Annotated in this window: 27 protein-coding genes; 14 read left to right on the forward strand and 13 right to left on the reverse strand. The window is 69.0% G+C overall.

Translation table 11 applies throughout. From position 1 onward, the window contains the following. Positions 1–45: 45 nt before the first annotated feature. The 3 genes from ACEL92_RS17455 to ACEL92_RS17465 all read right to left on the reverse strand — a co-directional run bounded on the left by ACEL92_RS17455 (position 46) and on the right by ACEL92_RS17465 (position 4,883). The gene (locus tag ACEL92_RS17455; protein WP_374021972.1) at positions 46–1,509 is read right to left on the reverse strand and encodes a cation:proton antiporter; all 1,464 of its coding nucleotides are present in this window, start codon (positions 1,507–1,509) and stop codon (positions 46–48) included. A gap of 153 nt (positions 1,510–1,662) precedes the next feature. After that, on the reverse strand, positions 1,663–2,859 hold the full coding sequence (locus ACEL92_RS17460) for a class I SAM-dependent RNA methyltransferase (RefSeq protein ID WP_374026254.1): 1,197 nt from the start codon (positions 2,857–2,859) through the stop codon (positions 1,663–1,665). Between the two features lie 29 nt (positions 2,860–2,888). After that, positions 2,889–4,883, reverse strand: a complete 1,995-nt coding sequence (locus ACEL92_RS17465; protein ID WP_374021973.1) for an APC family permease — start codon at positions 4,881–4,883, stop codon at positions 2,889–2,891. 128 nt (positions 4,884–5,011) lie between these two features. On the opposite strand from ACEL92_RS17465, the gene ACEL92_RS17470 reads away from it, so the two are divergent. Both ACEL92_RS17470 and ACEL92_RS17475 read left to right on the forward strand, forming a co-directional pair. Then, positions 5,012–5,680, forward strand: coding sequence for a TrkA family potassium uptake protein (locus tag ACEL92_RS17470; protein ID WP_374021974.1), 669 nt, complete (start codon positions 5,012–5,014; stop codon positions 5,678–5,680). Positions 5,681–5,690: 10 nt separating this feature from the next. After that, positions 5,691–6,368: a TrkA family potassium uptake protein gene (locus tag ACEL92_RS17475; RefSeq protein WP_374021975.1), complete on the forward strand. Its 678-nt coding sequence runs from the start codon at positions 5,691–5,693 to the stop codon at positions 6,366–6,368. A gap of 46 nt (positions 6,369–6,414) precedes the next feature. Here the strand turns inward: ACEL92_RS17475 and ACEL92_RS17480 are convergent, their stop codons facing one another. Then, positions 6,415–7,062: a DUF3159 domain-containing protein gene (locus ACEL92_RS17480; RefSeq protein WP_374026255.1), complete on the reverse strand. Its 648-nt coding sequence runs from the start codon at positions 7,060–7,062 to the stop codon at positions 6,415–6,417. A gap of 74 nt (positions 7,063–7,136) precedes the next feature. Beyond that, complete coding sequence (locus ACEL92_RS17485) at positions 7,137–7,505, reverse strand: OB-fold nucleic acid binding domain-containing protein (RefSeq protein WP_374021976.1); 369 nt, start codon at positions 7,503–7,505, stop codon at positions 7,137–7,139. Between the two features lie 136 nt (positions 7,506–7,641). On the opposite strand from ACEL92_RS17485, the gene ACEL92_RS17490 reads away from it, so the two are divergent. Continuing rightward, a complete protein-coding gene (locus tag ACEL92_RS17490) occupies positions 7,642–8,343 on the forward strand; it encodes an alpha/beta hydrolase (RefSeq protein ID WP_374021977.1) in 702 nt (233 codons plus the stop codon). Between the two features lie 8 nt (positions 8,344–8,351). Here the strand turns inward: ACEL92_RS17490 and ACEL92_RS17495 are convergent, their stop codons facing one another. Next, positions 8,352–9,092 carry a DUF3710 domain-containing protein gene (locus tag ACEL92_RS17495; RefSeq protein WP_374021978.1) on the reverse strand — a complete coding sequence of 247 codons (741 nt, stop codon included), beginning with the start codon at positions 9,090–9,092 and terminating at the stop codon, positions 8,352–8,354. After that, positions 9,092–9,556 (reverse strand): dUTP diphosphatase, encoded by a 465-nt coding sequence (dut, locus tag ACEL92_RS17500; protein ID WP_067780641.1) that lies wholly within the window; start codon positions 9,554–9,556, stop codon positions 9,092–9,094. The genes ACEL92_RS17495 and dut overlap by 1 nt, the downstream gene beginning before the upstream one ends. A gap of 25 nt (positions 9,557–9,581) precedes the next feature. Between dut and ACEL92_RS17505 the strand changes: the two genes are divergently transcribed. After that, a complete protein-coding gene (locus tag ACEL92_RS17505) occupies positions 9,582–10,067 on the forward strand; it encodes a DUF3093 domain-containing protein (protein ID WP_374021979.1) in 486 nt (161 codons plus the stop codon). Positions 10,068–10,071: 4 nt separating this feature from the next. Here the strand turns inward: ACEL92_RS17505 and ACEL92_RS17510 are convergent, their stop codons facing one another. Further along, positions 10,072–10,374 carry a DUF4193 domain-containing protein gene (locus ACEL92_RS17510; RefSeq protein ID WP_007171590.1) on the reverse strand — a complete coding sequence of 101 codons (303 nt, stop codon included), beginning with the start codon at positions 10,372–10,374 and terminating at the stop codon, positions 10,072–10,074. A gap of 197 nt (positions 10,375–10,571) precedes the next feature. Between ACEL92_RS17510 and cei the strand changes: the two genes are divergently transcribed. After that, entirely contained in the window at positions 10,572–11,222 is a 651-nt protein-coding gene (cei, locus tag ACEL92_RS17515; protein WP_374021980.1) for an envelope integrity protein Cei, read from the forward strand. 7 nt (positions 11,223–11,229) lie between these two features. Here cei and ACEL92_RS17520 read toward each other — a convergent pair whose 3' ends face one another. Continuing rightward, positions 11,230–12,105, reverse strand: a complete 876-nt coding sequence (locus ACEL92_RS17520; protein WP_374021981.1) for an inositol monophosphatase family protein — start codon at positions 12,103–12,105, stop codon at positions 11,230–11,232. 104 nt (positions 12,106–12,209) lie between these two features. Between ACEL92_RS17520 and ppgK the strand changes: the two genes are divergently transcribed. The 3 genes from ppgK (at position 12,210) to ACEL92_RS17535 (ending at position 15,181) form a co-directional block, all read left to right on the forward strand. Next, complete coding sequence (gene ppgK / locus ACEL92_RS17525) at positions 12,210–13,019, forward strand: polyphosphate--glucose phosphotransferase (RefSeq protein WP_374021982.1); 810 nt, start codon at positions 12,210–12,212, stop codon at positions 13,017–13,019. 175 nt (positions 13,020–13,194) lie between these two features. Continuing rightward, on the forward strand, positions 13,195–14,682 hold the full coding sequence (locus ACEL92_RS17530; RefSeq protein WP_374021983.1) for an RNA polymerase sigma factor: 1,488 nt from the start codon (positions 13,195–13,197) through the stop codon (positions 14,680–14,682). Between the two features lie 85 nt (positions 14,683–14,767). Then, positions 14,768–15,181 carry a RidA family protein gene (locus ACEL92_RS17535; RefSeq protein ID WP_374021984.1) on the forward strand — a complete coding sequence of 138 codons (414 nt, stop codon included), beginning with the start codon at positions 14,768–14,770 and terminating at the stop codon, positions 15,179–15,181. Here ACEL92_RS17535 and ACEL92_RS17540 read toward each other — a convergent pair. Beyond that, positions 15,130–15,495, reverse strand: a complete 366-nt coding sequence (locus ACEL92_RS17540; protein WP_374021985.1) for a DUF952 domain-containing protein — start codon at positions 15,493–15,495, stop codon at positions 15,130–15,132. The two genes, ACEL92_RS17535 and ACEL92_RS17540, sit on opposite strands and share 52 nt — an antisense overlap. A gap of 136 nt (positions 15,496–15,631) precedes the next feature. Between ACEL92_RS17540 and ACEL92_RS17545 the strand changes: the two genes are divergently transcribed. Further along, positions 15,632–15,817, forward strand: coding sequence for a hypothetical protein (locus ACEL92_RS17545; RefSeq protein ID WP_374021986.1), 186 nt, complete (start codon positions 15,632–15,634; stop codon positions 15,815–15,817). A gap of 65 nt (positions 15,818–15,882) precedes the next feature. Next, positions 15,883–16,854, forward strand: a complete 972-nt coding sequence (locus tag ACEL92_RS17550; RefSeq protein WP_374021987.1) for a YihY/virulence factor BrkB family protein — start codon at positions 15,883–15,885, stop codon at positions 16,852–16,854. 22 nt (positions 16,855–16,876) lie between these two features. Here the strand turns inward: ACEL92_RS17550 and ACEL92_RS17555 are convergent, their stop codons facing one another. After that, positions 16,877–17,116, reverse strand: a complete 240-nt coding sequence (locus ACEL92_RS17555; protein WP_007171573.1) for a DUF3039 domain-containing protein — start codon at positions 17,114–17,116, stop codon at positions 16,877–16,879. A gap of 45 nt (positions 17,117–17,161) precedes the next feature. Here ACEL92_RS17555 and ACEL92_RS17560 point away from each other — a divergent pair, with 45 nt between their 5' ends. The 3 genes from ACEL92_RS17560 (at position 17,162) to ACEL92_RS17570 (ending at position 19,515) form a co-directional block, all read left to right on the forward strand. After that, complete coding sequence (locus ACEL92_RS17560; protein ID WP_374021988.1) at positions 17,162–17,587, forward strand: DUF3099 domain-containing protein; 426 nt, start codon at positions 17,162–17,164, stop codon at positions 17,585–17,587. Between the two features lie 150 nt (positions 17,588–17,737). Next, on the forward strand, positions 17,738–18,697 hold the full coding sequence (gene sigB / locus ACEL92_RS17565) for a sigma-70 family RNA polymerase sigma factor SigB (RefSeq protein ID WP_040623889.1): 960 nt from the start codon (positions 17,738–17,740) through the stop codon (positions 18,695–18,697). 128 nt (positions 18,698–18,825) lie between these two features. Continuing rightward, complete coding sequence (locus tag ACEL92_RS17570) at positions 18,826–19,515, forward strand: metal-dependent transcriptional regulator (protein WP_374021989.1); 690 nt, start codon at positions 18,826–18,828, stop codon at positions 19,513–19,515. A gap of 16 nt (positions 19,516–19,531) precedes the next feature. Here ACEL92_RS17570 and ACEL92_RS17575 read toward each other — a convergent pair whose 3' ends face one another. Further along, the gene (locus ACEL92_RS17575) at positions 19,532–20,590 is read right to left on the reverse strand and encodes a DUF4192 domain-containing protein (RefSeq protein ID WP_374021990.1); all 1,059 of its coding nucleotides are present in this window, start codon (positions 20,588–20,590) and stop codon (positions 19,532–19,534) included. A gap of 111 nt (positions 20,591–20,701) precedes the next feature. Here ACEL92_RS17575 and sthA point away from each other — a divergent pair, with 111 nt between their 5' ends. Continuing rightward, on the forward strand, positions 20,702–22,117 hold the full coding sequence (sthA, locus tag ACEL92_RS17580) for a Si-specific NAD(P)(+) transhydrogenase (protein WP_374021991.1): 1,416 nt from the start codon (positions 20,702–20,704) through the stop codon (positions 22,115–22,117). On the opposite strand, the gene ACEL92_RS17585 is transcribed toward sthA, so the two are convergent. After that, positions 22,114–22,953, reverse strand: coding sequence for a serine protease (locus tag ACEL92_RS17585; RefSeq protein WP_374021992.1), 840 nt, complete (start codon positions 22,951–22,953; stop codon positions 22,114–22,116). The genes sthA and ACEL92_RS17585 overlap by 4 nt on opposite strands. Between the last annotated feature and the right edge of the window lie 103 nt (positions 22,954–23,056).

Genomic DNA, 23,056 nt, shown 5'->3' on the forward strand with positions numbered 1-23,056 from the left:
GCAGCGTCCGCGGCAACCACAGGGAAGCGGCCGGAGGGCGCAGACCTAGGCGGGGCCGAAAAGCTCGGCCAGGTCGGCGTGAAGTTCGGGATCCGCCAGCACAACGACCTCGTCGCCGGCCCGAAGTTGGGTGTCGCCCCGGACGGGGACCAGTCCGGTGGTGCGCACCACAATGCTCACCCAGATGTCGCCGACCCGGTCGCTGAGGCCCTCGACCGTGCACCCCTCGGCGGTCGACCCCCGGGCGACGCTGAAGCGATGCACGCCCTGCGGTTCGTCCGCGAGCCGGACACCGATCTCCCAGGGCCGGGTCTGCACGGTGCGCATCGGCAGCCGCAGCAGCCGAGCCACACCGGGCACCGAGCTGCCCTGCACCAGCACGGAGAAGATGACGACGACGACCACGATGCCGTAGAGGCGTTCCGCGTCCGGGACGTGGGCGGCCCGCAGGAACTCGCCCAGCAGGATCGGCACCGCCCCCTTGAGCCCGGCGTAGAGGACGAAGATGCGTTCGTTTCGCCGCAGCCGCACCGGAACCAGGCAGGAGCCCACCGCCAGCGGCCGGATCACCAATGTCAGCGCGACACCGAGGGCGAGGCCGGGGATCCACACGTCCGGATGGGCGAGCACGTCGATGTCGACGGTGAGCCCGAGGAACGCGAACGCGACGATTTCGGCCAGTCCGGCCAGGGCGGCGTGGAACCGTTTGATCTCCGGCTTGTAGGGGGCGCGGGCGTCGCCGATCACGATGCCCGCGACGAACACGGCCAGGAACCCCGAGCCGTGTGCGAGCGTGGCGATGCCGTACAACATCAGGCACGACGCCAGCGTGCGCAGCGAGTAGAGGCCTTCGCTCGGCAGGGCCACCCGGCGCATGAAGACGAGCAAGGCCCGGCCGCCGATCACCCCGACGGCCAGCCCCACCGCCATCTGGAGAGCGAATTGCTTTCCCACGTCGGCGAATCCGGCCGCGCTGAGTCCGCCAGCGGCGACCAGGCTGGACATCAGGGAGATGCCGACCGGGTCGTTGGCGCCGGACTCGCCCTCCAGGATGGTGCTGCTGCGGCCCCTGATCTCGCGTTTGCCCAGGACGGAGAAGACGACGGCCGGATCGGTGGGGGCCACCGCCGTGGCGACGAGTACCGCGGGAAACCAGCCGATCCCGAATGCGTAGTGCACCATCAGCGCCGCCCCGGCGGCGGTGAGGGCGGTTCCGAACACGCCCAACGACAGAATCGGGACGGCGGCCGCGCGGAACCGCGACGGTCCGATGTGCATGCCGCCGTCGAACAACACCAACACCAGCGCGATGGTGATCACCCGCTCGACGGTCGGCTCGGACGGCGACTGCACCGCCGGGACCGCGTGCACCGCCACGGCGGCCCCGACCAGCACGAGCAGGGGCACCGGGATCTTCACCCGCTCGGTGAGACGGTTCGCCAGCACCGCGACCAAACCGACTGCGCTGCAGAACGAAATGATCAGCGCGTATCGAAGAGTCTCGGTCACCAGGGCCGCCATCCGGTACCGCGTGGTACGTCGACGGGCGCGGGGCGCTCTTCGGTGGTAGGCACCTAAGCCTTTCGGTGGGTCGACAGGGACATCGCCGACCAGACTTCCCGGCACACCGTGACGGAGTCTATCGGCTGGGGCGCCCTTCCTCTATCGCGGGCGCGTCAGCAGTGCGACGCATTCGGTGTGATGCGTGAGCGGGAACGCGTCGAAGACCTTGATCTTCTCGACGGCATAACCCTGGCCGAGGTAGAGGCCGATGTCACGCGCGAAAGACGCTGCCTCGCAACCGATGTGCACCACCCGCGGAACTCCGGCGGCGGCCAGCAGCTCGATGACTTCGCGCCCGGCGCCCGCCCTGGGCGGATCGAGCACCGCCACGTCGGCGCTCGATCGTTGCGCGCCGAGCGCCCGGCGCACCGAGTCGGTGACGACCTGCACCTGCGGCAGGTCGTCCAGCGCCGCGCGGGCGGAGCGCGTCGCCGCCCGAGAGGTGTCCACGGTCAGCACCCGCCCGGAGTCCCCGACCGCGGGGCCCAGCGCCGCGGCGAAAACGCCCGCGCCGCCGTACAGGTCCCACGCGGTCACGCCGAGGCACGGCTGCGCCCAGTCGGCGACCAGCCGGCTGTACACCGCGGCGGCGCCGCGGTGCGCCTGCCAGAAGGCCGTCACCGGGATCTGCCAGCTGCGCCCGTCCACCCGCTGGATCGCCTCGTAGCCGCCCTCCACCACCTTGGTCGCGGTCCGTTTGCCCTGCCGGAGCGTGCGCACCACGTGGCGCGCGCCGTCGTCGTCGACGACCACGTGCAGTTGGGCCCCCGGCGGCCAGTCGGATTCGGCGAGCCCGTCGAGCATGCCGGACGGCAACTGCGCGCAGCGCAGGTCGGTCACCAGATCGTCGCTGTGATACCGGTGAAAACCGGGGCGACGGTCCGCGCCCACGTCCAGCCGCACCCGCGTGCGCCACCCCGTCGGCCCGGCATCCGCCAGCGGTTCGGCCTCTCCGGTCCAGCGGTGCCCGCCCAGTCGCTCCAGCTGGTTGGCCACCACCTGCGCCTTGAGGGCCCGCGCAGCCTCCGGCGCGGCGAACGCCAGGTCGCAACATCCGGCCCCGCCCACCCCGGCGATGGGGCATAGCGACGCGACGCGGTCGTCGGCCGGCTCGAGAACCTCGAGGGTCTCTGCGTGCCAATAGGATCCGCGGTCGGCGGTCACCCGGACCCGCACTCGCTCACCCGGCAGCGCGTAGCGGACGAACACCACGCGCCCATCGTGGTGGGCCACGCAGCTGCCACCGTTGGCCGGCGCACCGGTCACCAGCGTGAGTTCCTGCCCCGAGGGCGGCACCGCGCTGGGTGCGCGGGGCGACTCGCGTCTCAATCGAAGATTCCCCGACGAGTGTCGCCGGGGGCCGCGTGCGGTTGCAGCGTCTGCAGCCGTTCCGACGAATTCAGTTGCCATGGAACCGAAGTCACCATCACGTTGGGCATGAACAGCAGCCGGCCCTTGAGCCGCAGCGCGCTTTGGTTGTGCAGGACCTGCTCCCACCAATGCCCCACCACGTACTCGGGGATGAACACGGTGACGACGGTGCGCGGCGACTCCTTGCTGACCCGCTTGACGTAATCGAGGATGGGGCGGGTGATTTCGCGATAGGGCGAGGCGATCACCTTCAGCGGCACGCTGATGTCGCTTTCCTCCCACTGGTGCACCAGCTCGCGGGTTTCAGCGTCGTCGACGCTGACGGTGAGCGCCTCGAGCACATCGGGACGGGTCGCGCGGGCGTAGGCCAGCGCGCGCAGCGTGGGCAGATGCAGCTTCGACACCAGCACCAGGGCGTGGTTGCGGCTGGGCAGCACAACGTCGTGCTGGGTGGCGGCCTGCTCTTCCAGCTCCCGGCTGACGGTGCCGTAGTGCCGGTGGATCATCTTCATGATCAAGAACAGCAAACCCATCGCGAAAAGCGCGATCCACGCGCCGGCGGCGAATTTGGTCACCAGGACGACCAATAAAACCGCGCCGGTGGAGAGCAATCCGACCGTGTTGACGACCCGGGAGCGCATCATCTTGCGCCGGGCCCGCGGGTCGGTCTCGGTGCGCAACAACCGGGTCCAGTGCCGCACCATGCCGATCTGACTCAGCGTGAAGGAAATGAACACGCCGACGATATACAGCTGGATCAGGGCGGTGACCTCCGCGCGGAACGCGATGATCGCCAACAGCGCCGCACCGGACAGGAACAGGATGCCGTTGGAGAACGCCAACCGGTCGCCGCGGGTGTGCAGCTGGCGCGGCAGATAACTGTGCTGCGCCAGCACCGAACCAAGCACCGGGAAACCGTTGAACGCCGTGTTGGCCGCCAGCACCAGGATGAGCGCGGTCACCGTGGCAATCAGCAGGAAGCCGATGTGGAAGCTGCCGAACACCGTCTCCGCCAGCTGGGTGACCAGCGTCTTCTGGTAGTAGCCCGGCGGGGCGCCGCCCAGTTGCCGGGCCGGATCCTCGACCAGCTGCACCCCGATCTGTTGGGCCAGCACGATGATGCCCATCAGCAGAGTGACCGCGATCCCGCCCAGCAACAGCAGCGTCGTTGCCGCGTTGCGCGACTTGGGCTTCTCGAAAGCCGGGACGCCGTTGCTGATCGCCTCCACACCGGTCAGCGCCGCGCAGCCCGAGGAGAAGGACCGCGCCACCAGGAATGCCAGCGCGAAGCCGACGACCTGCCCGTGCTCGGCGTGCATCTGGAAGCCGGCCGACTCCGCGCGCAGCGGGTTGCCCAGCACGAAGATCCGGACCAGGCCCCAGCCGATCATGATGAAGACGCCGACGATGAACGCGTACGTAGGGATCGCGAACGCCACCCCCGACTCCCGGATGCCGCGCAGGTTCAACGCCATCACCAGCAGGATGGCCGCCACGCAGAACCACACCTTGTGCTGGGCGACGACCGGGATGGCCGAGCCGATGTTGGACATCGCCGACGCCGTCGAAACGGCAACGGTGAGCACGTAATCCACCATCAACGCGCTGGCGACCACCAGGCCGGCGGTATCGCCGAGGTTGGTGGTGACGACCTCGTAGTCGCCCCCGCCCGACGGGTAGGCGTGCACGTTCTGCCGATAGCTGGCGACCACCACCAGCATCACCGCGGCCACGGCCAGGCCGATCCAGGGCGTCAGCGCATACGCCGTCACGCCGGCCACCGAGAGCATCAGGAAGACCTCTTCGGGCGCGTACGCGACCGAGGACAACGCGTCGGAGGCGAACACCGGCAAGGCGATCCGCTTGGGCAGCAGGGTGTGACTCAGCCGGTCGCTACGGAACGGCCGGCCAATCAGCAACCGACGCGCTGCGGTTGAAAGTTTGGACACGAGAGCCAAGAGTAAGCCCACACGGGTTTGGCGGTAGCTTCGTAGGCGAGAATGTTTGCCGACCCGAAATCGGCTGGCCGACGTGGGTTGCCGATGGGAGACGCAGGACGCGGCCGAGAGGATCGTAAGTGCGAGTAGTGGTGATGGGCTGCGGCCGCGTCGGTTCCTCGGTGGCCGACGGGCTGTCGCGGATCGGCCACGACGTCGCGGTCATCGACCGCGACAGCACCGCCTTCAACCGGCTCAGCCCGGAATACGCCGGCGAGCGGGTGCTGGGCCAGGGGTTCGACCGCGACGTGCTGCTGCGGGCCGGCATCGAGGAGGCGGACGCGTTCGCCGCCGTGTCATCCGGGGATAACTCGAACATCATCTCGGCGCGGCTGGCCCGCGAAACCTTCGGCGTCAAGCGCGTCGTCGCCCGGATCTACGACGCCAAGCGCGCCGAGGTCTACGAACGCCTCGGCATCCCCACGATCGCCACCGTGCCCTGGACCACCGACCGCCTGCTCAACGCGCTGCTGCGGGACACCGAGACCGCCAAGTGGCGGGATCCGACCGGCACGGTGGCCGTCGCCGAGGTCGTCCTGCACGAGGAATGGATCGGTCACCGGGTCACCGACCTCGAGCAGGCCACCGGCGCTCGCGTCGCCTTCCTGATCCGGTTCGGCGCCGGTGTTTTGCCGGAACCGAAGACAGTCCTGCAAGCCGGCGACCAGGTGTACGTCGCCGCGATCTCCGGCCGCGTGGCCGAGGCCGTGGCTATCGCGGCCCTGCCACCCAGCGAAGACCTCGGTTAAGGAGCGGCACATGAAAGTAGCTGTCGCCGGGGCCGGCGCGGTCGGCCGCTCCGTCAGTCGCGAACTCGTCGGCAACGGCCACGACGTGACGCTGATCGAGCGCAACCCCGATCACGTCGACGTCGACGCCATCCCCGCCGCGCATTGGCGGCTCGGCGACGCCTGCGAGCTCAGCCTGCTGGAATCGGTGCACCTGCACGAGTTCGACGTGGTGGTCGCCGCGACCGGCGACGACAAGGCCAACGTCGTGCTCAGCCTGCTGGCCAAGACGGAGTTCGCCGTGCCCCGGGTGGTGGCCCGGGTCAACGACCCCCGCAACGAGTGGCTGTTCACCGACGCCTGGGGGGTCGACGTGGCGGTGTCCACGCCGCGCATGCTGGCCTCGCTGATCGAAGAGGCCGTCGCAGTCGGTGATCTGGTGCGGCTCATGGAATTCCGTCGCGGGCAGGCCAACCTCGTCGAGATCACGCTGCCCGACGACACGCCCTGGGGCGGCAAGCCGGTGCGTCGGCTGCAGCTCCCCCGGGACGCCTCACTGGTGACGATCCTGCGCGGCCCGCGGGTGATCGTGCCCGAGGCCGACGAACCGCTCGAAGGCGGCGACGAGCTGCTCTTCGTCGCGGTCGCCGAGGTCGAAGAGGATCTGCGCAAGCTCCTGCTGCCGGACGGACCGGGGCTGGACGACTAGAACCTATGGCGGTGACCCGCAGCGCCCGGCTCCGCCGCGCTTGCGATCACCGCCGGGGCCGATGGCGGTCGGCGTCCATCGGGGCGCGGGTGTCGCCGACCGCGAGCATGGCGCGCTGCGCGGACTTGATCGCCAGGTAGGTCACCAGCGCGGCCGCGACGGTCAGCGGCCACCCCATCGCGATGCGCGCGACGGCCAGCCAACCCGTCTGGTCGGCGTTGTAGAGCAGGCCCTGCACGACGAACCGGGCGGCGAACACCAGCACCCAGCAGATCGAGGCGATGTCGAACGCGTGGACGGCCCGCGGGACGTCGCGCCAGCCATGACCCCGCGCGGTCGCCCAGGTCCACACATAGCCGACCAGCGGCCGCCGGACGATGACTGACGCCGCGACGACCACCGCCCACAGCAGCGACATCCAGATGCCCAAGAGGAAGTAGCCCTTGGACTCCCCCACGATGTAGGCGACCAGCGCGCAGATCGCCACGCCGAAGAACCCGGACAGGGCCGGCTGCGGGGATTCCCGTCGAATCAGGCGCCACACCAAGACCAGCGCGGCCGCTGTCAGCGCGGCGGCGATCGCCGCGATCAGGCCCCACACGCTCGACGCAATGACGAAGATCACAACGGGCAGCGAAGAATAGATGACGCCGCTGACCCCGCCCGCCTGCTGCAGCAGACGTTCGGCGGTGATGCGGTTGACGGTCGCGCGCCCAGCTTCGCCCGACTCGTGGGGTACCGAACTCGGCCCCCGATCGTCGGGTTGGGTCACCGCTGAATTTCGTAGTGCGGGTTGTAGATGGCTTTGGTGCCGTTCTCCAGCTTGCCCAGCCGGCCCCGCACCCGCAGTTTGCGGCCCGAGTCGATGCCGGGGATCCGGCGCTGCCCCAACCAGACCAAAGTGACGGTGTCGCTGCCGTCGAACAGCTCGGCGCGGACGCCGCCCGAACAGGCCTTGCCGTTACATTCCACGCTGCGCAGCGTGCCGACCATCGTGACTTCTTGGCCCCGCTCGCAATCGATAACCCGTTGCGCGCCAGTGCTGGCGACCTCGTCGGACAACTCCTCGGAGTCGCGTTGCTCCGGCGCCTCCGTCAGACGACGGGTGAGCCGGCGCAGATATCCTTGGGCCCTCATGGCCACTCCTGACAATGCTGTTAAGCCTCGGCGCTTCACTTATGCCAACGGACACCGTAGACCTGTTGGTTCCCGCACGCCAACCGACTCAAACGTCGTGTTGGAGCGGGGCTGAACGCCGGGGCACTATCAGTTGGTGGCTGTCGATCTGCGGGGTGTCACGACGGTGTTGTTGCCCGGCACCGGGTCCGACGACGACTACGTTCAGCGGGCGTTTTCGGGACCGCTGGGTGACGTGGGGGCGGTGCTGGTCGCCCCGCCGCCACGTCCGGACCGGTTGATCGACGGCTACGTTGCGGCCCTGGATGCCGCCGCGCGCACCGGCCCGGTCGCCGTCGGTGGCGTGTCGATCGGCGCGGCGGTGGCGGCGGCCTGGGCGCTGGCCCACGCGGATAGGGCGGTCGCCGTCCTGGCCGCGCTGCCGGCGTGGGCCGGCGCCCCGGAAGCGGCGCCGGCGGCGCTCGCGGCGCGGTACACGGCGTCGCAGCTGCGCGCCGACGGGCTGGCGGCGACGACCGGTCAGATGCGGGCGTCCAGCCCGCCGTGGCTGGCGGACGAGCTGGCCCGGTCGTGGCGGGCGCAGTGGCCGCAACTGCCCGACGCGATGGACGAGGCCGCCGCCTACGTGGCGCCGAGCCCCGCCGCGCTGGCCCGGCTGGTGGTACCCCTGGGCGTGGCGGCCGCGGTCGACGATCCCATTCATCCGCTGGACGTCGGCGCGGAATGGGTCGACGCCGCGCCGCGCGCGGCGCTGCGGACGGTGACGCTCGACCAGATCGGCGCGGACCCCGCCGCGCTCGGCGCGGCGTGCCTGGCCGCGCTCGCAGACGTCAGCTGACGGGCGGGTCAGCCGCCGGTGGTGGTGCGCAGCTGCTGCATGGCCGAACCCTCGACGCTGCGGCGCGCCGCCGGCTCGTTCGGCCCCGACTCCGCCTCGCCTTGTTGTTGCTGGGCATGCTGGGCGGCCGCGGCTTCCCGCAGTTGCTGCGCCATCGCCTCGGGCAGCTGCACGGTCAACGGGGTGCGCACCGGGAGGGGCGTGTCACCACGGCGAACCACGGTGTCCGCCAACGCCGCTCGCGCCTCCTGCTCGAGAGCCTCCATGGTCTCGTGCGGGCCGTTGACGACGCAACGGATCATCCACCGGTAGCCGTCGACCCCGATGAAGCGCACCGCCCCGGACGCGGAGCCGACCACCTCTCGACCCCACGGGCCGTCCTTGATGCTGACTTTGGCCGAGTCCTTGCGCAGCGATTCGGCGAGCTCGCTGGCCACCTCGCGCCACAGGCCGCCCGTCTTCGGCGCCGCGTAGGCGGCGATGGTGAAGCGGCCGTTGGGCGTGACGACCCACACCGCGCTCGGGACCCCGGTCTCGGTCAGCTCCACCTGCAGCTGGCCCGCCTCCGGCATGGGAATGAGCACCGACCCGAGGTCCAGGCGAGCCAGCTCCGCGACCGACGGGTCGTCGAAATCGTCGATGTCGAACGGGCCCTCGAGTTCCTCGTCGAACTCGTCGTCGATCGGGTCGGCGGCGGCTTCCGCGTCCACCGTCTCGTCGCTCTCGTCGTTGCGTCTCTTAAGTGCCATCACAAACTCGCATGTCCGCCGGAGGAACCGTGGCCACCATCGCCACGGGAGGTTTCGGCCAGCCCGGCCTCGTCGAAGGACGACACCTCGACCAGCTCGACCAACTCGACCCGCTGCACCAGCAGCTGGGCGATGCGGTCGCCGCGATGCACCACGATGGGCTCGGCCGGGTCGAGGTTGATCAGCGCCACCTTGATCTCGCCGCGATAGCCCGCGTCGATGGTGCCGGGGCTGTTGACGATCGAAAGTCCCACGCGCGAAGCCAATCCCGAACGCGGATGAACCAACCCGACCATCCCGAACGGGATCGCGACCGCGACGCCGGTGCGCACCAGGGCGCGTCGCCCAGGTTCCAGCTTCAGGTCTTCCGCGCTGTAGAGATCCACGCCCGCGTCGCCCTCATGCGCGCGCGTGGGCAGTGGCAGCTCGGGATCGAGGCGGATGATGGCCAGACTGGTCGACACGGGGCCACAGATTACCCTTGACTGCGTGTCCGGGACGCGCGTCGCGCCGCACAGTGTGCGATATCGCGAACGATTGTGGGTGCCATGGTGGTGGTGGCCGTTGGGCTTCGGGCTGGCGGGGCTCATCGCGTTCGAAGTCAACATGGGTGTTGCCCCCCGACCTTCCTGGCTGCCGTACGCGACGCTGTTCGCGGTGGCAGCCGGGGCGCTGTTGTGGCTGGGCCGCGTGGAGATCCGGGTCACCGCTGACCCGAACGTCCCCGGCGGGGTCGAACTGTGGGCCGGTGAGGCGCACCTGCCGGTCACCGTGATCGCCCGGTCCGCTTCGGTCGCGCCGTCGGCCAAGTCCGCGGCACTGGGCCGCCAACTCGACCCGGCGGCGTTCGTCCTGCACCGGGCATGGGTCGGGCCGATGATCTTGGTCGTCCTCGACGACCCGGACGACCCGACGCCGTACTGGCTGGTGAGTTGCCGCCACCCGGAGCGGGTGCTGTCGGCATTGCGCAGCTGACCTATCAGGCTGCGCAGTCGGTACAGATCATCAGGCCGTTCTTCTCGCTGGCCAGCCGGCTGCGGTGTTGCACCAGGAAGCAGCTCGAGCAGGTGAACTCGTCAGCCTGCTTCGGGATGACGCGCACCGACAGTTCTTCCCCTGATAGGTCGGCGCCAGGCAGCTCAAAAGATTCAGCGGTTTCGGATTCGTCGACGTCGACCACGGCCGAGGCCGCCTCGTTGCGTCGTGCTTTGAGCTCCTCCAGCGAGTCCTCCGAGACATCGTCGGTCTCGGTGCGCCGTGGAGCGTCATAGTCGGTAGGCATATCTGTTCCCCTGCCCTATTGCCTCTACTACATGCCCGCTTTAGTTCAAGCATCGCTTTGTACCAGCGTCGAACGCATCCACCAAACGATTCGTGCCCGGATACTGGTCCGTTAATGTGTGATTTACGTCACAGACCCATGATGGCCCTTGCGTTCGCCTTTCAACAGTGCGTTTGGGGTGCGACTAGAGTGCACCTGTGGTCGCACAAATCACCGAGGGTACAGCCTTCGACAAGCACGGCCGGCCGTTTCGGCGACGCAATCCCCGGCCCGCCATCGTTGTGGTGGTCCTCCTGGTGGTGGCGACGGCCGTGGTGTGGACCATCGCCCTGACCCGGCCTGCCAACGTGCACGAGGTCGCGGTCTGCAACCCGCCCCCGAAGGGGGCGAACTCGACGCCGGCTCAGCTCGGCGAGCAGGTGTCGCGGAGCGCGATGATGGACGTCACGCCCGCCAAGCTCAACGACACGAAGGTCCGCGTGCTCAACGCCAGCGGCCGTGGCGGACAGGCCGGCGACGTCGCCGGTGCGCTGAAAGATCTTGGCTTCGCCCAGCCGACCGCCGCCAACGATCCGCTCTACGCGGGCACCCGGCTCACCTGCCAGGGCCAGATCCGGTTCGGCACCGCCGGGCAAGCAACCGCCGCCACGGTGTGGCTGGTGGCGCCGTGCATGGAGTTGTTCAACGACAACCGCGCCGACGACTCCGTCGACCTGTCGTTGGGAACGGACTTCACCGCGCTGGCCCACAACGACGACATCGATGCCGTGCTGGCCACCCTGCGCCCCGGCGCCACCGAGCCGTCAGACCCCGCGCTGCTCACCAAGATTCACTCCAGCAGCTGCTGACGAGCCGTCAGTCGAGAATCGGGTCCAGGCCGTCGACCTCGTTCAGCGCGGCCAGCAGCGCGTCGGCGATTCCCGGCGCGGCGGCCAGCACCAGCCCGGCGCCCTCAATGTCCGGCGGCGGCAAGGTGACTCGCGCCCCCGCCTCGGCCGCGATCAGCGCGCCGGCGGCGCAATCCCACGGCTGCAGGCCGTGCTCGTAGAACGCGTCCAGCCGGCCCGCCGCGACCATGCACAAATCGAGAGCCGCCGAACCGATGCGACGAACGTCGCGGACCACCGGCAGCAGCCGCGCCAGCAAGGCCGCCTGCGTCGCCCGGCGCTGCCGTGAATAGCCGAAACCCGTGCCCAGCAACGCCATCGACAAGTCGTCGACCGCGGCGCACCGCAACGGCAGGGGCCCTTGGTCGTCGATGACGTGTGCGCCCTGCCCCGTCGCCGCTGAGTAGACCCGGCCGCCGATGACGTCGGCCACCGCGCCCGCCACCGACACGCCGTCGACCTGCACCCCGACCGACACCGCGTATGCCGGGATGCCGTAGACGAAGTTCACGGTGCCGTCGATGGGATCGAGCACCCAGGTGACCGCGCCCGCGGGCGTGCCCGCCGGATCGGCCGGCCCGCCGCCCTCCTCGCCGAGAATCGGGTCGCCCGGCCGCAATTCGGCCAGCCGATCCCGCAGCAGGCGCTCCGTTTCCGTGTCGACGATGGTCACCGGATCGGTGGGGGTGCTCTTCGACCGCACCGCCCCGCCACCCGATGCCGAGCCCGCCGCGGCCGCGCCGAACACCTCGGCGCGACGGCGCCGCACGAACGCCGCGGCTTCAGTGGCCAACGACTCGGCCACCGTGCGCAACCGGGCGGGCTCGTCCTGAGGGCGGGTCACCGGTCTATCGCATCACAGGACGGCACGGCCCCGCAGATACCCCGTCGCGACATCGGCGCCGGGCTAAGGTGGGCGGACAGCCAAAGTCACGTCCAGGAGCTTCGATGACCAGCACCGATTCGACCACGGGTACGCCCGGCACCGGCACCGCCGTCGGCGCCCCACAGCGTCGGGGATTCGGCATCGACGTCGGTGGCAGCGGCATCAAGGGCGGCATCGTCGACATGGACACCGGGCAGTTGATCGGCGAACGGGTCAAGCTGCTGACCCCGCAGCCGGCCACACCCGCGGCGGTCGCCAAGACCATCGCCGAGGTCGTCAAGACGTTCGGCTGGACCGGCCCGCTCGGGGTGACCTACCCCGGGGTCGTCACCCACGGCGTCGTCCAGACGGCGGCCAACGTCGACAAATCCTGGATCGGCACCAACGCGCGCGACATCATCAGCACCGAGCTGGGCGGCCAGGACGTCACGGTGCTCAACGACGCCGACGCCGCCGGGCTGGCCGAGGAACACTACGGCGCGGGCAGAAACCAGACCGGCCTGGTCGTGCTGCTGACGTTCGGCACCGGGATCGGCTCCGCCGTCATTCACAACGGCACGCTGATCCCGAACACCGAGTTCGGACACCTCGAGGTGGGCGGCAAGGAGGCCGAGCAGCGGGCGGCGTCGTCGGTCAAAGAGAAGAACGACTGGACCTTCGAGAAGTGGGCCAAGCAGGTCACCCGCGTGCTGGTGGCCATCGAGAACGCGGTGTGGCCGGACCTGTTCATCGCCGGCGGCGGCATCAGCCGCAAGGCCGACAAGTGGCTACCGCTGCTGGAAAACCGCACCCCGGTGGTGGCTGCGGCCCTGCTCAACACCGCCGGAATAGTGGGCGCGGCAATGGCCTCGACCTCCGACGTGACCCACTGATTTTTCCCGGCGGAGCCGTTCGGCCGCTGACTGTCGTTACAATGGTCATCGGCGACCGCCCGAACGATAGCGTGCAAGTACCCACGCTCATCCAACGCCGACATCGACATAGCAGACACTTTCGGTTAACCGTGCCCACTACCCACCGAAGGTGAGCCCAAACGAAGGGGTGTAAGTGGCAGCGACCAAGGCAAGCCCGGCAACCGACGTGCCGGTGAAACGGACCGCCACGAAGTCCTCCCCCGCTAAGCGACCGGCCGCCAAGGCCGCCCACGGCGCAGCCCCCGCGAAGCGCGCCGCCAAGGCGCCGGCCGCCAAGTCCGAGGCCGGTACCGAGACCAAGACCCGCGCGGCCAAGGCGCCGGCGGGCCGCGGGACGAAAGCGGCCAAGGGCGCCCCGGCCGACGCCGAGGTCGACCTCGAGGTCGTCGAGGATCTCGACGACGCGGAGCTCGACGCCGAGCCCGGTGAAGACCTCGAGATCGACGCCGCCGACCTGAGCCTGGACGACCTCGAAGACGACGTTGCGGCCGACGGCGAGGACGCCGACATCGAGCCCGCCGACGCCGACGACAGCGAGGAAGAGGCCGCCGCACCCGCCGCCCCGGCCGGCCAGGCCGCGGCCGACGAGGACGAGGAAATCGCCGAGCCGTCCGAAAAGGACAAAGCCTCCGGCGATTTCGTCTGGGACGAAGACGAGTCCGAGGCGCTGCGCCAGGCCCGCAAGGACGCCGAACTCACCGCGTCCGCGGACTCCGTTCGCGCCTACCTCAAGCAGATCGGCAAGGTGGCGCTGCTCAACGCCGAGGAAGAGGTCGAACTCGCCAAGCGGATCGAGGCCGGCCTGTACGCCACGCAGCTGATGGCCGAGATGGCCGAGCGCGGCGACAAGCTCCCCGCCGCCCAGCGCCGCGACATGATGTGGATCTGCCGCGACGGTGATCGCGCGAAAAACCATCTGCTGGAAGCCAACCTGCGCCTGGTGGTGTCGCTGGCCAAGCGCTACACCGGCCGCGGCATGGCGTTCCTGGACCTCATCCAGGAGGGCAACCTGGGCCTGATCCGCGCGGTGGAGAAGTTCGACTACACCAAGGGCTACAAGTTCTCCACCTATGCCACGTGGTGGATCCGGCAGGCCATCACCCGTGCCATGGCCGACCAGGCCCGCACCATCCGCATCCCGGTGCACATGGTCGAGGTGATCAACAAGCTGGGCCGCATCCAGCGCGAGCTGCTGCAGGACCTGGGCCGCGAGCCCACGCCCGAAGAGCTGGCCAAGGAAATGGACATCACTCCGGAGAAGGTGCTGGAGATCCAGCAGTACGCCCGCGAACCCATCTCGCTGGACCAGACCATCGGCGACGAGGGTGACAGCCAGCTGGGTGACTTCATCGAGGACAGCGAGGCCGTGGTGGCCGTCGACGCGGTGTCCTTCACGCTGCTACAGGACCAGCTGCAGTCGGTGCTCGAGACGCTGTCCGAGCGCGAGGCCGGCGTAGTACGGCTGCGCTTCGGGCTCACCGACGGCCAGCCCCGTACCCTCGACGAGATCGGCCAGGTCTACGGGGTCACCCGCGAGCGCATCCGTCAGATCGAGTCCAAGACGATGTCAAAGCTGCGCCACCCCAGCCGGTCCCAGGTCCTGCGCGACTATCTCGACTAGGCGACCTCCGGTCTGCCCGCCGGACTGATTGGCGCGCAAGGGAAAACCCGTCGCCCGGCGGCGCCGGCCGTCGTACGGTGGGCGCATGTCCGCCAACCGCACCCTGGTCTCCTCCGACTCCGAGTTCGAGACAGTCGTCGGGTATTCGCGCGCCGTCCGGGTCGGACCGCACGTGTGGGTGGCCGGGACCACCGGCGCCGGCCCGGCCGGCGACATCGCGGCCCAGGCCCGAAACGCCCTGCGCCGCATCGAGATTGCGCTCGGCCAGGCGGGCGCGGCGCTCACCGACGTGGTCCGCACGCGCATCTACGTCACCGACATCTCCCGATGGCGCAAGGTCGCGGCGGTGCACGCCGAGGTGTTCGGTGACATCCGCCCGGCGGCCACCATGGTGCAGGTATCGGCGCTGATCGCGCCCGAACTGCTGGTGGAGATAGAAGCCGACGCCTACGTGCAACCCTCGATCGGCGCGAAGGTGCCGTCGGGGGCGGGTCGGTAATCGGTGACCCGAATCACGGCAGCTGTGGGCAGCGGACCGTACAGGTGCGGGAACAGCATCGACTCCGGATCCGTTGCTACGCCTGGCTCCCAACGAACTTCAGAGTCCAGCAGTGCCGGGTCGATGTGCAGCAGCACCAAATCATCGCGGCCGCGGTAGAGCCGGTTAGCCGGCAGGTGGACCTGCCCGGGCGCCGAAAGATGGATGAACTGGCCACCGCCGGACGTGTCGGGGCGAATCTCACCGGCGGCGCGCGCACGGGTCCACAAGTCACGCCCGCACAGATGTACCAGCAGGTCAGGAGCGAAAGCCACGGATGATCACTGTAGAGAGTTCTTCGAAACGAAACGTTTACAGGTCGTGAGAAACGACACACCCGATAACGATCGGGGAACAACGCAGAAACCCCATACGTCTGAGAGAGTGAATAAAAGCAAGAACGGAGAAGCCATGAATGCAACTCTGACCAGTCCCGAGCTAACCCGCGCGGACCGCTGCGACCGCTGCGGTGCCGCTGCTCGAGTCCGCGCCAAGCTGCCTTCAGGAGCTGAGCTTCTCTTCTGCCAGCATCACGCCAACGAGCACGAGGCGAAGCTGGCCGAGCTTTCCGCCGTCCTGGAGGTCAGCGGAAGCTAGGTCCGCCGAACTCACCCCTCGGCAATGTGGGCGAGTGGGGCGGTCTTCGGTAATGCTGGACGGGTATGAGCGATCAAGTCGCAAAACCATCCCGCCATCACATCTGGCGACTCACTCTGAGGACCCTCTCGAAAAGCTGGGATGATTCCATCTTTTCCGAGTCGGCCCAGGCGGGTTTCTGGTCGGCGCTGTCGCTACCGCCGCTGTTGCTCGGGATGCTGGGCAGCCTCGCCTATGTGGCGCCGCTGTTCGGGCCGGACACGTTGTCCGCCGTCGAGAAGAGCATCATCTCGGCGATCCGCAGCTTCTTCTCCCCCAGCGTGGTCAACGAGATCATCGAGCCGACCATCCGCGACGTCACCGCCAAAGCCCGCGGCGAGGTGGTGTCGGTCGGCTTCCTGATCTCGATGTGGGCTGGATCGTCGGCCATCTCGGCCTACGTCGACGCGGTGGTGGAGGCGCACGACCAGACCCCGCTGCGCCACCCCGTGCGGCAGCGGCTCTTCGCCCTGTTCCTGTACGTGGTGATGCTGGTGTTTGTCGTCGGGGCCGCGCCGGTGCTGGTTGTGGGGCCGCGCAAGCTGAGCGAACACATCCCGGACAGCCTGGCCAACGTCCTGCGCTACGGGTATTACCCGGCGCTGATCCTGGGCCTCCTCGTCGGGGTGGTCATCCTGTATCGGGTGGCGCTGCCCGAGCCCCTGCCGACGCACCGGCTGATCTTCGGCGCCGTGCTCGCCATGGCGGTCTTCCTGATCGCCACCCTGGGACTGCGGGTCTACCTGCGGTGGATCACCAGCACCGGCTACACCTACGGCGCGCTGTCCACCCCGATCGCGTTCCTGCTGTTCGCGTTCTTCGGCGGTTTCGCCGTCATGCTGGGCGCGGAATTCAACGCCGCGATCCAAGAGGAGTTCCCGGCGCCGAAGACCCACGCGCACCGGCTGCGCAAGTGGCTGCAATCGCGCATCACTGCGCTGAAGGGGACGGCGGCTCCCCCGCCGGAGCCGGCGGCCGCCGACAACGCGGCGCTGTGACGGACCGTCGGCCGCGGCCGACCTAGTCCTTCTTCATCCGGTCGTAGATCTGCTTGCAATCCGGGCACACCGGCGAGCCGGGCTTGGCCGCCTTGGTGACGGGAAACACCTCCCCGCACAACGCCACCACGTGGTTACCCATGACCGCGCTCTCGGCGATCTTGTCCTTCTTGACGTAGTGGAAGTATTTCGGCGTATCGCTACCGGTCCCGTCGTCGACGCGTTCGTCGGTGTCGGTGCGTTCGATCGTCTGGGTCTGCATACCTGACATTGTGCCCCGTAACTCGTTTCTGCCGGAACCGCTGCGGTGTGGGACAGTGGAAGGATGACGCGCGGCTCCGAATTGGGGTTCGACGATGATGGCAGGCCGATCCTCATCACCGCCGCCGCACCCTCCTACGAAGAACAGCACCGCGCGCGGGTGCGTAAGTACCTGACGCTGATGGCATTCCGGATCCCGGCGCTCATCCTGGCCGCCGTCGCGTATGGCGCCTGGCACAACGGTCTGATCTCGCTGGCGATCGTGGCCGTCTCGATCCCGCTGCCGTGGATGGCCGTGCTGATCGCCAACGACCGGCCCCCCCGCAGCGCCGACGAGCCCCGCCGGTTCGACGACGCCCGCCGGCGCACCCCGCTGTTCCCGACGGCCGAGCGGCTGGCGCTCGAGTCACGACGCCACCCGCAACCGGGCTGGCCCCCCGGACCGGGCGGCGACATCGGTCATTCGCGCTGAAAAGGCGATTGCTCCGACTTCTCAGGACATTCTCAGGTCGGCGGCACATTTGTGCACGTCACGACGTGTGAGATGGGAAAGGGCTGGGAACTCTCAGGGCTGATCTGTCGTTGATCTCAATGACAGCACAAAGCCGAATGGGAGGTCGCTATGGCGAACGCGAGCACGAGCAGATTTGACGGCGATCTGGATGCTCAGAGCCCCGCAGCGGACCTCGTGCGCGTTTATCTCAATGGCATCGGTAAGACGGCGCTGCTGAACGCGGCGGGCGAAGTTGAACTGGCCAAGCGCATCGAGGCTGGGCTCTACGCCGAGCACCTGCTCGAAACACGTAAGCGCCTCGGGGAGAACCGCCGACGCGACCTCGAGGCCGTAGTGCGCGATGGCCAGGCCGCGCGCCGGCACCTGCTGGAAGCGAACCTGCGGCTGGTGGTGTCGCTGGCCAAGCGCTACACCGGTCGCGGCATGCCACTGCTGGACCTGATCCAGGAGGGCAACCTCGGACTGATCCGCGCGATGGAAAAGTTCGACTACACAAAGGGATTCAAGTTCTCGACCTATGCGACGTGGTGGATTCGCCAGGCGATCACCCGCGGCATGGCCGACCAGAGCCGCACCATCCGCCTGCCCGTGCACCTGGTCGAGCAGGTCAACAAGCTGGCGCGAATCAAGCGGGAGATGCACCAGAACCTGGGCCGCGAGGCCACCGACGAGGAACTGGCCGCCGAGTCCGGCATCCCGGTCGAGAAGATCAACGACCTGCTCGAGCACAGCCGTGACCCGGTGAGCCTGGACATGCCGGTCGGCTCCGAAGAGGAAGCCCCGCTGGGCGACTTCATCGAGGACGCCGAGGCGATGTCCGCCGAGAACGCGGTGATCGCCGAGCTGCTGCACACCGACATCCGCAGCGTGCTCGCCACTCTGGACGAGCGGGAGCACCAGGTGATCCGGCTGCGCTTCGGCCTGGACGACGGCCAGCCGCGCACCCTGGACCAGATCGGCAAGCTGTTCGGCCTCTCGCGCGAGCGGGTCCGCCAGATCGAGCGGGACGTAATGTCCAAACTGCGCCACGGCGAGCGCGCCGACCGGCTACGGTCGTACGCAAGCTAGGACCCCCTGAGCCAGGTAGCAAGACGGTATGCCCGCCGCGGACGCGGCGGGCATACTGCTTGTCGGGGAAACGTTGCACCCATTCACGCAGCTGGCCAAGTAGACTCGGCGTCGATGGAAGGTGCTGAATGAACGACCTGGTTGACACCACCGAGATGTACTTGCGGACCATCTACGACCTCGAAGAAGAGGGCGTGACGCCGCTTCGCGCCCGGATCGCCGAGCGCCTCGACCAGAGTGGGCCGACTGTCAGCCAAACCGTATCCCGCATGGAGCGCGACGGGCTCCTCCACGTCGCCGGCGACCGGCACCTCGAGCTCACCGACAAGGGCCGGGCGCTGGCCATCGCCGTCATGCGCAAACACCGCCTCGCCGAGCGATTGCTCGTCGACGTCATCGGTGTGCCCTGGGAGGAAGTGCACGCCGAGGCGTGCCGGTGGGAGCACGTGATGAGCGAGGATGTCGAGCGGCGGCTGGTAAAGGTGCTCAACCACCCGACCACCTCCCCCTTCGGCAACCCGATCCCGGGGCTGCTGGACCTGGGCGTGGGCCCCGAGTCGGGCTCCGACGAGGCCAACCTCGTCCGGCTGACCGAGTTGCCGCCCGGCTCGCCGGTGGCCGTGGTGGTCCGCCAGCTGACCGAACACGTGCAGGGCGACATCGACCTGATCACCCGCCTGAAGGATGCCGGCGTCGTCCCCAACGCCCGGGTGACCGTCGAGACGGGACCGGCCGGAGTGACCATCGTCATCCCCGGCCACGAGAACGTCACCCTGCCGCACGAGATGGCGCATGCCGTCAAGGTCGAAAAGGTCTGACCGCTCGGTCGTCGGGCTAGCCGGCCCGCCGGCCGAACGGCCGCCGCGGCGGTAACCGCAGCCCGAGCTGCTTGGCCAGCCGGTAACCGGTGAGCGCCAGTTCCCGGATGTCCTCGGGCCGCAACCCCGACTGCAACGCGGTGTCCAGCATGCCCGCCATGCGGTGCTCGGGCTCGCAGCGCAGCGCGGCCTCCAGCGACACCCCCGCCAGCGGGCCGTCGCCGCGGGCGTAGGCGCTGAACGCGAGCAGCACCAGCGCCTCGACCCGCCAGGGCGGCGGCAGAGTGCGCGCCAGCAGCGCCCACAACGTTTCCGCTTCACCGGCGTTCTCGCCGACCGCCAAGGCGTACAGGATGTCGCGAACCTGCGCGTCGGTGAGCGCGCAGCTCAGCTTGGCCAGCTGGGTCGAGGACAGCGCCTGGCCCGCCGCGACACGGGATGCGGACGCCATGGCGTGTTTGACGTCGGCCCGGGCGCGACGGGCCGGATCCGCCCGCTGAGCCGCCAGGCGCCGCGTCGCATACCGGTCGATCACGCCGGTCAATGCGGCGCTACGCGCCGCGTCCTCGACCGCGATGACGGCCTGCAGGTCGGCGCGGCGGGCGTAGAGCCGCCTGCCGTCGAGCACCGCCGCGGCCGCCAGCGGCGACGCGGATGGATCTTCGACCACGCCGCTCGAACCGCAGCCGTCCACGCAGTGCCAGCGCCCGCCGAGCGCGACACGGTCGACCACATGGGCCGCCCACAGCTCGATACCGTTGTGGGACAACGAGTTTGCGAGCACGTCGCACAGCTGCCGGTATTGCTCGTTGCAGCACGGGCAGTGCGCCCCCTCCTCGTTGACGATCACCACGATCGCGGCGTCGGGGCGGGCCGCGGCGGCGACCTCCGCCAGGTGCCCGACCCGGCCGATGAGCTCGTCGGACAGGTCGACCCGCATCACCGCCCCCAGGTCGCCCCCGTCCAAAGACACCAATATCAATGAATTTTCGGGAACGAAGCCGAGAACGGCCGGCAGCGCGGCGATGAGGGCGCCGGGTCGGTTCAGTTTGAAGTCAGGTCGATGCGTCGTCATGGGCACCACGCTGGCGGCCACCGCTGTCAGCCGGTGCTCGCGGGAACGGGCGGAATCCCCCGCCTGTGAATGAACTCAGCACTGTGAGTGCTGCTGAACTACTGTTACCCCATGAGTTCGGCGCAAGAGTACGACATGGTGGTCATCGGTTCGGGGCCCGGCGGCCAGAAGGCCGCCATCGCGTCGGCCAAGCTCGGCAAGTCGGTCGCGGTCGTCGAACGCGGCCAGATGCTCGGTGGCGTGTGCGTCCAGACCGGCACCATCCCGTCAAAGACGTTGCGCGAGGCCGTCCTTTACCTCACCGGCATGAGCCAGCGCGAACTGTACGGCGCGAGCTACCGCGTCAAGGAAAAGATCACCCCGGCCGACCTGCTGGCCCGCACCCAGCACGTGATCGGCAAGGAGGTCGACGTGGTGCGCAACCAGCTGATGCGCAACCGCATCGACTTGTTGCTGGGCCACGGCCGGTTCGTCGACCCGCACACCATCGAGATCGAAGACCCCTCGCGTCGCGAAAAACTCACCGTCAGCGGCAAACACATCGTCATCGCCACCGGCACCCGGCCGGCGCGGCCGTCCGGCGTGGAGTTCGACGAGGAGCGGGTGCTCGACTCCGACGGCATCCTCGACCTCAAGTCGTTGCCCACGTCGATGGTGGTGGTCGGCGCCGGTGTGATCGGCATCGAGTACGCCTCCATGTTCGCCGCGCTGGGCACCAAGGTCACGGTCGTGGAGAAGCGCAGCGACATGCTGGACTTCTGCGACCCCGAGGTCGTGGAGGCCCTGAAGTTCCACCTGCGCGACCTGGCGGTGACGTTCCGGTTCGGCGAGGAGGTGACCGCGGTCGACGTCGGCTCGGCGGGCACCGTCACCACGCTGGCCAGCGGCAAGCAGATCCCGGCCGAGACGGTGATGTATTCCGCTGGACGGCAAGGCCAGACCGACCACCTCGACCTGCACAACGCCGAACTGGAGGCCGACAACCGCGGCCGGATCTTCGTCGACGACTTCTTCCAGACCAAGGTGCCGCACATCTACGCCGTCGGCGACGTCATCGGCTTTCCCGCGCTGGCCGCCACGTCCATGGAACAGGGCCGGCTGGCCGCCTACCACGCCTTCGGCGAGCAGACCGACGGCATCACCGAACTGCAGCCGATCGGCATCTACTCCATTCCCGAGGTCTCCTACGTGGGGGCCACCGAGGTCGAACTGACCAAGAACGCGATCCCCTACGAGGTCGGGGTGGCCCGGTACCGGGAGCTGGCCCGCGGCCAGATCGCCGGCGACTCCTACGGGATGCTCAAGCTGCTGGTGTCCACCGAGGATCTCAAGCTGCTGGGCGTGCACATCTTCGGCACGAGCGCCACCGAGATGGTGCACATCGGGCAGGCCGTGATGGGCTGCGGCGGCACCGTCGAATACCTGGTGGACGCCGTGTTCAACTACCCCACGTTTTCCGAGGCCTACAAGGTGGCCGCGCTCGACGTGATGAACAAAGTGCGGGCGCTCAACCAGTTTCGCCACTAACAGCTGTCGTCGAGTTCTCCAGGAAGCGGATCGCCGGGGCCGCCGGCGTCGGCGCGGGCGAGTAACTGCGCGGTTCGCGCGTCGAACGGCGCCGAATACGACACGTTCGCGGCGCAGCCGCCGCGCTCGAACCCACCGATCACCCCGGTGAGCGTGGTTCCGCTGACCCAGGGCGCGCCGCTGGTGCCGTCCACCAGGCCCTCGCACGGAAACGAGGGGAAACCGCCCTCGGTCACCGACGTGCTGGCCTGACACCCGATCGGCGCGCCGCCCACGCCGGCCGGGTAGCCCACGACGGTGACGTGGCTGCCGGGCGGCGGCGTCGTGCCCAGCGTCAGCGCCAGGCCGGCGCGGCCCTCCACCGAACCCCCGGCGTCGTTGCTCAGCCGCGCGATCGCATAGTCCGCGTTCGGATCCTTGCTCGCGCTCCAGCGGGGGTCGAGGTAGACGGCGTCGGCCTTCCAGATGTCGGCCGGGGCGGGCGGCGCATCGCCGGCGAAGCCCGGCACGAAGGTGATCTTGGAGGCCCCGGCCAGACAGTGCGCGGCGGTCATCATCAGGTTGCCGCCCGTCGAATGCACCACCGAGCCCGTGCACACGTGCAGCGGCCCACCGTCGATGAAGATGGCGCCGACCCGCTTGTCCGGGTCCACCGGACCCGCCACCGCCTTTTGCTGGGGCTGGCCCAGCCGCTGCGCGGGCGCGCTGCTGCGCACGGCGGGCACCGGCGGCGCCGACGCACGATCGTTCGGCGGCCGCTTGCACGACGTCACCGACGTCGCCACGGCGACCACCAGGCACAGCAACAGGGTCGGAACGCGCATCGGTTTCATCATGCCTGACACCCGCTCGACGAGCAGATTCCGACGCGTCGCCGCGCAACCACCCGCCGCCACGGCCCACGGGCGTGTTCGCTTGAAGGATGAAACGCGAACTTCA

Source organism: Mycobacterium hainanense, from assembly GCF_041890355.1.
Classification (GTDB): Bacteria; Actinomycetota; Actinomycetes; order Mycobacteriales; family Mycobacteriaceae; genus Mycobacterium; species Mycobacterium hainanense.